This is a genomic window from Sporichthya polymorpha DSM 43042 (genome assembly GCF_000384115.1).
GTDB classification, from domain to species: domain Bacteria; phylum Actinomycetota; class Actinomycetes; order Sporichthyales; family Sporichthyaceae; genus Sporichthya; species Sporichthya polymorpha.
Genome location: NZ_KB913029.1, coordinates 5,490,317 through 5,500,153, shown reverse-complemented (window position 1 = coordinate 5,500,153; position 9,837 = coordinate 5,490,317). Strand labels below are relative to the sequence as shown.

9 protein-coding genes are annotated in these 9,837 nt (G+C 74.8%); 4 read left to right on the top strand and 5 right to left on the bottom strand.

Features of this window, described 5'->3' with window-relative positions:
- Positions 1-94: 94 nt before the first annotated feature.
- The 4 genes from SPOPO_RS31840 to cofD form a co-directional block, all read right to left on the bottom strand.
- Positions 95-511 (bottom strand): endonuclease domain-containing protein, encoded by a 417-nt coding sequence (locus tag SPOPO_RS31840; RefSeq protein WP_019878266.1) that lies wholly within the window; start codon positions 509-511, stop codon positions 95-97.
- Positions 475-1,125 carry a type IV toxin-antitoxin system AbiEi family antitoxin domain-containing protein gene (locus SPOPO_RS0126510; RefSeq protein ID WP_156870283.1) on the bottom strand — a complete coding sequence of 217 codons (651 nt, stop codon included), beginning with the start codon at positions 1,123-1,125 and terminating at the stop codon, positions 475-477. The genes SPOPO_RS31840 and SPOPO_RS0126510 overlap by 37 nt, the downstream gene beginning before the upstream one ends.
- Before the next feature lie 151 nt (positions 1,126-1,276).
- Positions 1,277-2,575: a coenzyme F420-0:L-glutamate ligase gene (locus tag SPOPO_RS0126505; protein WP_019878264.1), complete on the bottom strand. Its 1,299-nt coding sequence runs from the start codon at positions 2,573-2,575 to the stop codon at positions 1,277-1,279.
- Entirely contained in the window at positions 2,572-3,531 is a 960-nt protein-coding gene (cofD, locus tag SPOPO_RS0126500) for a 2-phospho-L-lactate transferase (RefSeq protein WP_019878263.1), read from the bottom strand. The genes SPOPO_RS0126505 and cofD overlap by 4 nt, the downstream gene beginning before the upstream one ends.
- Before the next feature lie 215 nt (positions 3,532-3,746).
- Between cofD and SPOPO_RS0126495 the strand changes: the two genes are divergently transcribed.
- From SPOPO_RS0126495 to SPOPO_RS0126485, 3 genes are all read left to right on the top strand, one after another.
- Positions 3,747-4,007 (top strand): WhiB family transcriptional regulator, encoded by a 261-nt coding sequence (locus tag SPOPO_RS0126495; protein WP_019878262.1) that lies wholly within the window; start codon positions 3,747-3,749, stop codon positions 4,005-4,007.
- A gap of 112 nt (positions 4,008-4,119) precedes the next feature.
- Entirely contained in the window at positions 4,120-7,296 is a 3,177-nt protein-coding gene (locus tag SPOPO_RS31835) for a glycosyltransferase family 2 protein (RefSeq protein ID WP_019878261.1), read from the top strand.
- Positions 7,293-8,816, top strand: a complete 1,524-nt coding sequence (locus SPOPO_RS0126485; protein ID WP_019878260.1) for a DUF5719 family protein — start codon at positions 7,293-7,295, stop codon at positions 8,814-8,816. Before SPOPO_RS31835 ends, SPOPO_RS0126485 begins: the two co-directional genes overlap by 4 nt.
- A gap of 69 nt (positions 8,817-8,885) precedes the next feature.
- On the opposite strand, the gene SPOPO_RS0126480 is transcribed toward SPOPO_RS0126485, so the two are convergent.
- Positions 8,886-9,392 carry a metallopeptidase family protein gene (locus SPOPO_RS0126480; RefSeq protein WP_019878259.1) on the bottom strand — a complete coding sequence of 169 codons (507 nt, stop codon included), beginning with the start codon at positions 9,390-9,392 and terminating at the stop codon, positions 8,886-8,888.
- Between the two features lie 87 nt (positions 9,393-9,479).
- Between SPOPO_RS0126480 and SPOPO_RS0126475 the strand changes: the two genes are divergently transcribed.
- Entirely contained in the window at positions 9,480-9,827 is a 348-nt protein-coding gene (locus SPOPO_RS0126475; RefSeq protein WP_028985145.1) for a DUF3499 domain-containing protein, read from the top strand.
- The last annotated feature ends 10 nt before the right edge of the window (positions 9,828-9,837 follow it).

Genomic DNA, 9,837 nt, shown 5'->3' with positions numbered 1-9,837 from the left:
CCCCCCCCCGCACTGGAGATGACATCTCTTGTGCACGCAGTGGAGATGACTTCTCTTGTGCACCGACTCCCCGCGCGGCGGGAGGGTCGCCCGGTCAGGCCGACTGTGCCCCACGCGCCATGGCGGCACGGAGGCGAGCGAGGAACCCCTCGGGGTCGGTCGTGAGCTCGTGCCACGTCGTGCGGATCACGATGTAACCCGCTTCCCGCAGACGCCGCTCGCGCGCCTTTTGCGCCTTCATCGCCTGCTCCGCGTCGCCGCACCAGGCATCGAGGTACTTGACGAGGCCGTCCACCTCGATGACGACCCGAAACGCGCGGAGCAGCAGATCGACCCGGCCGATGAGACCGTGGGCGTCGTACAGATCGACCTGCGGCTCCGGGTGAATCCCCCCGTCCGCGCACACCACACGGGCGAGTGACTCCGCCGGGGACTCGGCGCGGCCGTCGGCGAAGCTGATCGCGAGTGCGGCGGTCAGCGAGCTCGGCCACTGATGGCAGGAGTCCAGCACCGCTTGAAGTTCTTCGCGCGCCGCACCCTGACGAAGCGCCGCGTCGGCCACGGCGACCGCCTCGGGGCGAGTCTGTCGCGCATCAGGTCCACCGCAGTGCGCGCCAGGTTGCACACCGGGATCACGCCCTGCACGCCCATGTGCTCCGTCGGCAGGGCGGCCGGGCGAATCTCGACGCCGGCGCGAAACGTCCGCCGGTCCCGGTTCGCGCTGACGAGATGCACGTGGTGCGGGCGTCGGTCCCAGGGCTGCAGTTCCTCGGCCTCGGCGAAGACGCGATTGTCGGTCCGGGGATTGCTCGGCAGCGGCAACTGGTGGAGGAAACCCGCGCTGACGCCGCCCGCCGCCAGCGTCACCGAGGTGTCCCCGGGATGCCAACGCCGCGCCACAAGCGCACCGGCGATCTCGATGCGATGCCGCTCCCGTTCGTCGACCTGTGCCCAGTACGAGCCGGGCGTGTAGACCCCGCGGCGCAGTTGGTGCAGCACTCCCGCGAGGACCGCCTGTCGGCGGGTCTCGCGGGTCATCCCGGCTTCGGAGCACTGCTCCGCGGTGATGACGCCACCCTGCGCGAGTGCGATCGGCGCGAGGCAGGACGGGAGGTCGAGATTCATGCCGCGCATCATGGCCTGATTCGTCGACGTCGCCCTGGAGTTATCCACAGGTAGGCCGGGAGGGCCACCACCCCGCGCCGATGTGCACAAGAGATGTCATCTCCAGTGCACGTGCACAAGAGATGTCATCTCCAGTGCAGGGGGGTGGGGGTCAGAGGTCGCGGAGGAACTGGGCCCGGGCAGCGGGGGAGAGGTCGGGGCGGGGGGTCGGGGGAGCGGCGGGGACGCCGACGGCGACGGCGCCGAGGGGGTCCCAGTCGGCGGGGAGGTCGAGGGCGGTGCGGGTGACGTCCGGGCAGAACAGGGTGGACGAGACCCAGCACGAGCCGAGGCCCTCGGCGGCGAGGGCGATCAGCAGGCTCTGGACCGCCGCGCCGCCGGCGACGGTGAACATGTCCCGCTCGGCGGCGGACCGGGCGGCGTCGGGGTAGGAGTGCGCGCCGTCGCGGACGACGCAGGGGACGACGATCAGCGGCGCGCGCCGGAGGACCTCGCCCCGCCGCGTTCGGACCTCGATCTGATGCTCCGTCATGCCGTCGGCGCGCAGGTCCGCGACCCAGGCCTCGTGCATCGCGTCGAGCAGGCGGGTTCGGGACTCCGCCGAGTTCAGCCGCACGAACCGGAACGGGGTCGTGTGGTGCGGGGCGGGGGCCGTGAGGGCGGCGGCGAGGGCACGGTCCACCGCTCCCGGATCCACGGGCTCGTCGGTGAAGTGACGCACCGTTCGCCGGTTGGTGACCGCCGTCCGGCGGGCCTCCGCGGTGCCGAGGGAGAACATGTCGTCCTCGGCCGGGCGGATCAGCGCGCGGGCGCCGGGACCGTCCTCACGCGTCGTCAGGTGCGCGAGGCCCCGGACGACCGCCATCGGGATTCCGCCCAGCTTCGTCTTGACGAGCTCGGCCGCGGCGGCGACCTCGTCGGCGGTCGCGACCACCGTCACCTCGAGGAGGTTGCCGTAGCTGTCCTTGTCGCCACGGAGGTCCTCGGCCGGGGCGAGGCCGGCGACCCCGATCGCGACGTCGACGACGCCCTGCCGCCACGGGCGACCGAGCGAGTCGGTGACCACGACCGCGACGTGGACCCCGCGCTCCCGCAGCCCGGCGCGCAGGGCGCGGGCGGAGGCGTCGGGGTCCTCGGGCAGCAGCAGCACCGTGCCGGGTTCGGTGTTCGAGGCGTCGACCCCGGCCGCGGCGAGCACCAGGCCGTGCCGGGTCTGCACGATGCGCGTCCCGCGCCGGTGGGCGACGACCCGCAGGGCCTCGGCGTCGATGGCCGCCTCGCGGTCGGGCGCATGCCGGATCCGGCCCTCGGCCTTGCTCACGACCTTGCTGGAGACGACGAGGACGTCGCCGTCCTGCAGGTCGGCGTGCGCGGCGGCGAGTGCGGCCAGGTCGTCGCCCGGCCGGACCTCGCCGATCCCGGGGACCGGGAGGATCTGCAGCTGCGTCACTGCACGAGCTCGAGCGCGGCCGCGGCCATGGCGGCGGTGGCGTCGACGTCGGTCATCCTCAGGGGGACGGCGCGGGACCGGATGCCGGCGGCCGTGACGGTCTCGACCGCCGCGGAGTCGGAGGTGTCGACCAGCCACCCGTCGAGCAGATCCGGCCCGTAGTGGAGGGCGACCGCGGCCGCGGACGTCTCGACCCCGATCGCCGCGAGGACCTTGTCGGCCATGCCGCGCACCGGGGCGCCGCCGATGATCGGGGAGACCCCGACGACGGGGGCGTTCGCCGCCGCCACCGCCGACCGGATGCCGGGCACCGCGAGGATCGCCCCGACGCTGACCACCGGGTTCGACGGCGGGAACACGATCACGTCGGCCTCCGCGATCGCGGTCAGGACACCGGGCGCGGGACGCGACTCCTCGGCCCCCTCGAACCGGATCTTCAGCGCGGCCGGCTCGGCGTGGAGCCGGACCCAGTACTCCTGGAAGTGGACGGTGCGCAATGCTCCGTCCGGGTCCTCGATGTCCACTCGCGTCGTGACGGGGTCGTCGGTCATCGGCAGCAGCGTCACGCCGGGCTGCCACCGGGCGCACAGGGCCGCCGTCGCCGCGGACAGCGTCGCGCCCTCGCGGAGCATCCGGGTGCGGACCAGGTGGGTCGCGATGTCCTTGTCGCCGAGCGCGAACCAGTCCGGCGGTTCGCCGTAGGCGCCGAGCTCGTCCTGGACGGCCCGGGTCTCGTCCGCGCGGCCCCAGCCCTGGTCAGGGTGGATGCCGCCGCCGAGCGTGTACATCACGGTGTCGAGGTCGGGGCTGACGTGGAGCCCGAACAGCGTGATGTCGTCCCCGGTGTTGCCGATGACCGTGACCTCGGCGCCGGGCACGGCCGCCTGCAGGTGGGAGAGCAGTCCGCGAAGGAAGCGGGCGGCCCCGATTCCGCCGGCCAGGACGGTGATGCGCATGGGCGCCATCGTCCCAATGGCCACACCCGGATCACCCACCGGGTGAGACATCCCCCACCGAACGGGTCAATATCACCGTCCGGGTTGACGGGAGTGGATTTTCAGGCGTGTAATTTCACTCGTGTCGTTCACCGCGGATAACGGCGGGATCAGCGGGTACGCCAAGCGGAGAACGACCACACACGGGTGGAATTTCCAGGGTCGAGGAGGCAGCGATGGGTGAGGTTTTCCTCCCCTTGCTCGGGGGCGTCGAGCGTGAGATGACATGGCAGGAGCAGGCTCTCTGCGCCCAGACGGATCCGGAGGCCTTCTTTCCGGAGAAGGGCGGATCGACGCGGGAGGCGAAGAAGGTCTGCTTGTCCTGCACGGTCCGCAACGACTGCCTCGAGTACGCCCTGGGGCACGACGAGCGGTTCGGGATCTGGGGCGGCATGTCCGAGCGTGAGCGCCGTCGGCTGAAGAAGCGCGCGGTCTGACGCAACCGGTCTGACGCAACCGGTGTGACGCAACCGGTCTGAGGCAAAAGCGGCGGAACGGGTGAGCGGGCCCGACTTCGGGTCCGCGCTCCCCTAAGGTGGCGGTTCCGCCATGATCAACCCGCCACCGCCGGCCGACGCCCGGCACGACGTGACCGTCGTCCTGGTGACCCACGACGGCGAACGTTGGCTGCCACAGGTCCTGCCGGCACTGCGAAACCAGACCCGGCCCGGCGACCGCCTGATCGTCGCCGACACCGGGAGCACGGACTCGACGTCCGAGCTGCTGGCGCAGCACGTCCCGGCCTCCGCGGTGATCTCCCTGCCGCGGGACACCGGCTACGGCGCCGCGGTGAAGGCGGCGCTGGCTGCCGCCGACTCCCAGGCGGCGGCGGACGGAGCGCCGGACGCCGAGGTCCGGCGCTGGATCTGGCTCCTGCACGACGACTCGGAGCCCGAGCCCGACGCGCTCGAGCACCTGCTCGCGGCCGTCGACGCCGACCCCGGTCTCGGGGTGGCGGGGACGAAGGTCCGTGGCTGGTACCGGCGTCGGATGCTCCTCGAGGTCGGCGTCACGATCGACGGCGGCGGCCGGCGCGAGGAGCACCTCGAGCGCGGCGAGCAGGACCAGGGCCAGCACGACAACCGGCGCGAGACGCTCGCCGTCTCCAGCGCGGGCATGCTCGTCCGCCGGGACGTCTGGGACGACCTCGGCGGCTTCGACGAACACCTGCCGCTGATGCGCGACGACGTCGACTTCTGCTGGCGGACCTGGCTCGCCGGGTACCGGGTGGCGGTCGTCCCCGAGGCGGTCGTCTACCACGCGGAGGCGTCCGCGAAGGCCCGGCGGGAGGTCGACATCGGCTCCGGCCGGGTGCACCTGCTCGACCGCGCCGGCGCGATGCGCGTCCTGCTCGCGAACCTCCCGACGCGGCGGTTCCTGCTCGCGATCCCCCGACTGTTCCTCGGCGGTCTGCTGCGCGCGATCGGGTACCTGGTCGCGAAGATCCCGCAGCAGGCGGCCGACGAGGTGCTCGCGATCGGCAGCGTGCTGCTGCAGCCCCGCGCGATCCTCGAGATGCGCCGCGAGCGCCGGGCCGACCACCGCGTCGCCCCGTCCTCGCTGCGGCGCCTCTTCCCCCGCTTCGGGCATCAGTTCGCGCTCGCCCGGGACGCGCTCACCAGCTTCATCGGGGGCCGCCGCACCGAGGGCGTCGCGATCGGCCGGCACCGGGTCGTCGAGTCCGGCCCGGGTGCCGACGACATGGAGAACCTCGACCTCGGCGCCGGCGGCGTCCTGCTCCGGCGGGTGCTGCGCAGCCCGGGCTGGCTGCTCGTCCTCGGCCTGCTCGCGCTCACCCTGCTCGCCGGGCGCGAGCTCCTCGCCGGCGGCCGGATCTTCGGCGGTGCCCTGCTCCCCGCGCCCGGCGGGGCGTCCGACCTGTGGTCGGCCTACACCGGGTCGTGGCACCCGGACTCGGTCGGCAGCTCCGAGGCGTCCCCGCCGTACCTGGCGGCCGTCGCGTTCGTCGCGACGCTGCTCGGCGGGCACGCCGACCTCGCGGTGACGGTCCTGCTGGTCGGGAGCGTGCCGATGGCCGGCGCCGTCGCCTACCTGACCGCGGGCGCGCTGCCCACCTCCCGCGCCCTGCGGGTGTGGGGCGCGGCCGCCTACGCGACCCTTCCCGTCCTGTCCGGCGCGATCGCGACCGGCCGTCTCGGCACCGCCGTCGCGGTGGTGCTGCTGCCCGCGTTCGCCCTCGCGTTCGTGCGCGCGATCGGGACCCCGGGACGCGCCGGCACCGTCCGGGCGACGTGGGTCGCGGCCCTGACGTTGACGGTGATGACGGCGTTCGTCCCGCTCGCCTGGGTGCTCGCCCTGCTTGCCGCCGGTGCCGTCGCCGGCGCCGCCCGCGGGCTCGCCGCCGACTGGGACCGCGCCCTGCTCACCCGCCTCGCGATCGTGGTCGCGCTCCCGCCGGTCGCGTTGCTGCCCTGGTCGGCTCAGCTGCTGCGTCATCCGTCCCGGTTCCTCGGCGAGCCGGGCGCACCCGGCCCGGACCTCGCCGGCGAGGTCCAGGACACCTGGCGCCTCCTGCTCCTCGACGCCGGCGGTCCCAACCCGCTGCCGGGCTGGGTGGGTCTCGGCGTCCTCGTCGCCGGGCTCGTCGGGCTCGCGGTCTCGACCCGCCGGATCGTCGCGACGGCCGGCGTCGCCGCCGCGTGCCTGGGCTACCTGGTCGCGCTCGTCGTCTCCCGCTTCGAGGTGCGCTCGCCCGCCGGCGGGACGGAGATCTCGGCCTGGCCGGGCCTCGCGCTCGCGCTGGCGGCGCTCGGTCTGCTGATCACCGCCATCGTCGGTGCGCACGGGCTCGCCGAGCGCCTCGCGGCGCGCGAGTTCGGGCTGGCGCAGCCGCTCGCCGGGTTCGTCGCGCTGATCGCCGTCGGCGCCCCGGCGATCGGCGGGCTGGTCTGGATCGCCCGCGGGGCGGACGGTCCGATCGACCGCGGCTCCCCGGTGCTCGTCCCCGCGTTCGTCGCCGCCGAGGCCGAGACCAGCGACCGTCCCCGCACCCTCGCGCTGCGCGTGCACCGCGCGGAGGGCTCCCTCTCCTACGCGATCGTCCGCGACTCCGGCCCGCGCCTCGGCGCCGCCGACGTCTCGCCGCCGTCCGCGGCCGAGCGCCGCGTCGCCCAGCTCGTCGGCGACCTCGTCTCCGGCCGCGGCGACGAGGTCGTCAGCCGGCTCGGGAGCTTCGCGATCCGCTACGTGCTCGTGAAGGCCCCGGTGCCCGCCGACCTCGCGCGCCGGCTCGACGCGATCCCCGGCCTTGAGCAGGTCAGCACCCAGGGCGGCGACGGGCTCTGGCGCGTCCAGGTGCCGGTCGCGCGGCTGATGTTCTACCCGGCCGATGGCGGCGCGGCGGTGCCCGTGCCCTCCACCCGCGTCGGGGCCGACGCCGAGCTGCCGCCGGGCGGCGGCGTGCTCGCGCTCGCCGAGCCCGCGAGCTCGCACTGGAAGGCGAGCGTCGACGGCAGGTCGTTGGAGTCCCAGACCTCGGGCGGGTGGGCCCAGGCCTTCACGGTCCCGGCCGAGGGTGGCCGACTCGTCGTGGAGTGGAACTCGCCGCTGCGCGGGATCTGGCTGTTCTCCCAGGCGACGCTGTTCCTCGTGATGGTCGTCCTCGCGCTCCCGGGCGGCGGCCGCGTGCGGGAGGACGAGGAGGACGTCCCCGTCCCGACCGCCCGCCGCCACGCCGCGGCCGAACGCGTGGGGGATGCGTCGTGAGCGAGACCCGGCGCCGGGCGTCCGCCCGCATCCGTCCCGTCGGCCCGCGCGCACCCCTCGCGGTGGCCGGCGGTCTCGCCGTGCTCGCGCTGGTGGTGCAGGTCGTCGGCGGCAGCGGTGCCGGCTCGATCGCGCCGATCGTCGACGAGGTTCGCAGCGCCGAACTGGCCTGCCCCGCGCCGGTCGTGACCGGGTCCTCGGCCCGCAGCGCGGTGACGCTCTACGCCCCGGAGTCCGCCGCGGACATCGCGGCCGCGCAGGCGGCCGACGCCGCCTCCCCGTCCCCGGCGCCCCGGTCCGGGGCCGCGACGCTCTCCGACCTGGGCCGCACCGGCTCCCCGCGGGCGCGGATCTCCTCGCCCGGCCGCACCTCGGTGGACGTCAGCAAACTGAGCACCCCGCTGCTCGCCCGGGGCACCGGCGTGCTCGCCCCCGGCCTGGCCGCCGAGCTCGTCACGACCGGCCGCTCCGGCGCCGCCCGGGGGCTCGAGGCCGTCGCGTGCACCACGGCGCAGCCGACGTCGTGGTTCGTCGGCGCCGCCACCGCCGCCGGCCGGCGCGACCGGCTCGTCCTGACCAATCCCGAGGCCGTGCCGGCCGTCGTCGACCTCCGGTTCTGGAACGAGGGCGGCCCGGTCGAGGCGCCGCCGAACTCGACGGGCATCGACGTCCCGGCCCTCGGCGCCGTCTCGATCCCGCTCGAGGGCATGACCGCCGGCCACGCCCGGCTCGGCATCGAGGTGCGCGCGAGCAGCGGCCGGATCTCCGCCGTCGTCCACGACTCCGACGAGCGCGGCGTGCAGCCGCGGGGCGTCGACTGGATCGCGCCCGCGCCGAGCCCGTCCCGCAGCGTCGTCATCCCGGGCCTGCCCGACGGCAAGCTCGGCCGCAGCCTGCACCTGCTCGTGCCGGGGGAGAACGACGCGATCGTCACCGTGCGCGCGCTGACCCCGGACAACTCCTTCGTCCCCGCCGGGCTCGACAACGTCGAGGTCAAGGCCGGCCGGGTGGCCGAGTTCAACCTCGCGCAGGTCGGCGAGACCGCCGCGTCGGCGCTGGTCGTCACCTCCGACCGCCCGGTGGTCGCCGTGGTCCGGCAGACCCGGTCGGCCAAGGGCGGCGCCGCCGACATCGCATTCGGCACCGCCGCGCCCGCGCTGACCTCACCGGCCGCCGTCCCGGCCGGGTCCGGTCCGTCCGGGACGAGCACGCGCCTGATCCTGGCCGCCCCCCGCGGGGACGCCGAGGTGGTCCTGACCGTCCGGCCCGCGAGCGGCGACGCGACGACCAGGACGATCCGCATCCCCGCCGGGCGCACCGTGCTCGTCGACCCGACGCCCAAGGGCAAGGCCGGTGGCTACTCGATCCTGCTCGCCCCCGCCGCGGGCTCGGGCCCGGTCCACGCGGCCCGCGTCCTGCGCGGCAGCGGCGCCGACGTCACCGTCACCGCCGTCCACCCGGGCCGGTACACCGTCTCGATCCCGGGCATCGAGCCCGACCTGACGGCCCTCCTGCCGTGAAAAAAGGGTGACACCCCTTACTCCGCAGTAAGGGGTGTCACCCTTTTTTGACGAGACGGACGGACGGGGTCAGTCGAGGCCGTAGTCCGGGTCGACCTGCTCCGGGGTGAGGCCGAGGAGGTCGGCGACCTGCTCGGTGACGAGGTCCTGGACGAGGATCGCGAGGTCGGCGCGGCCCTTGGCGCGGGCCTCGATCGGCCGCCGGTAGAGGACGATGTGGGGGCGGCGGCCCGCGCCCCCGGGGTAGAGCCGGGAGAGCGGGACGCCGCCGGGGGAGACCCCGACGCCGCTGATCGCCTCCGGCCCCGGGACCGGGGCGACGGCGAAGTCGACGCCCGCGAGTTCCTTGCGCCACCGAACCTCGAGGCGGTCGACGGCGTCCTCGACCAGGATGTTGAACGCCTCCGCCCGCGTGATCGACAACGGGCTGTCCGGCGGGGCGAGCGGTCCGCGCAGGCCGCGGCCGCGCCGGTCCCGGCGGGTGCGGCGGACGGGGGGCGCCGCGCCGGCGTCCGGCCCGGGAGAGTCGGCGGCCGGGCGGGACTCGCCCGAGCGGCGGAGCAGGCGCTTGCGCATGCTCGAAGCGTAGGCCGGGAGAGCGACACAAGGGTGCGTGACGGGGCAATGCCGGGCGCGTGGAACCGCGCGCGCTACCGTCGCCTCGTGAAAGGTCGTCGCTGCTCCCGCAACGCGTGCACCCGGCCTGCGACGGCGACGCTGACCTACGTGTACGCCGACTCGACGGCGGTCCTCGGCCCGTTGGCCACGTACGCCGAACCCCACTGCTACGACCTGTGCGCCGAGCACGCGGAACGCCTCACCGCGCCGCGCGGCTGGGAGGTCGTCCGGCTCGCTCCGGACCAGGTCGACACCGGTCCCAGCTCGGACGACCTCGAGGCGCTCGCGAACCTGGTCCGTGAGGCCGGCCGCCCCACCCCGGCCGCCGAGGACTCGATGATCGAGGTCAACCGCCGCGGCCACCTGCGCGTGCTGCGCTCGGTCGAGGACTGAGCCGCCGCAA